The organism is Micromonospora sp. NBS 11-29, from assembly GCF_002140155.1.
Classification (GTDB): Bacteria; Actinomycetota; Actinomycetes; order Mycobacteriales; family Micromonosporaceae; genus Micromonospora.
Window position 1 is genome coordinate 2,899 of sequence record NZ_NAPR01000027.1, and the last position, 383, is coordinate 3,281.

Below are 383 nucleotides of genomic sequence, written 5' to 3' on the forward strand. Positions count from 1 at the left end.
ACGGACCCGCACGCCCCGCTCCCGCCACGCCCGCTCGATCTCGTCGAGCGCGTCGACCGGGCCGGACACCACCGTCGACGCCGGCCCGTTCACCGCCGCGACACCCACCTGCGCGTGACCTGCGATGGATTCGGCCACCTCGGCCTCGGGCGCGGCCACCGCCAGCATCCCCCCACCGGCCGGCAACGCCTGCATCAACCGGCCGCGCGCCGCCACCAACGCGCACGCATCCGCCAGCGACAACACGCCGGCCACGTACGCGGCCGTCACCTCACCGATCGAATGACCACCGACGAAGTCCGGCACCACCCCGAACGACTCCACCAGACGGAACAACGCCACCTCGACCGCGAACAACCCGGCCTGCGTGAACTGCGTCTGGT

At 72.6% G+C, this 383-nt stretch carries 1 protein-coding gene; it reads right to left on the minus strand.

Going from position 1 to position 383, the window contains the following annotated elements; translation table 11 throughout:
• Positions 1–383: acyltransferase domain-containing protein (locus B1205_RS32435; RefSeq protein ID WP_254910228.1), on the minus strand; the 383-nt coding region annotated here is incomplete at both ends.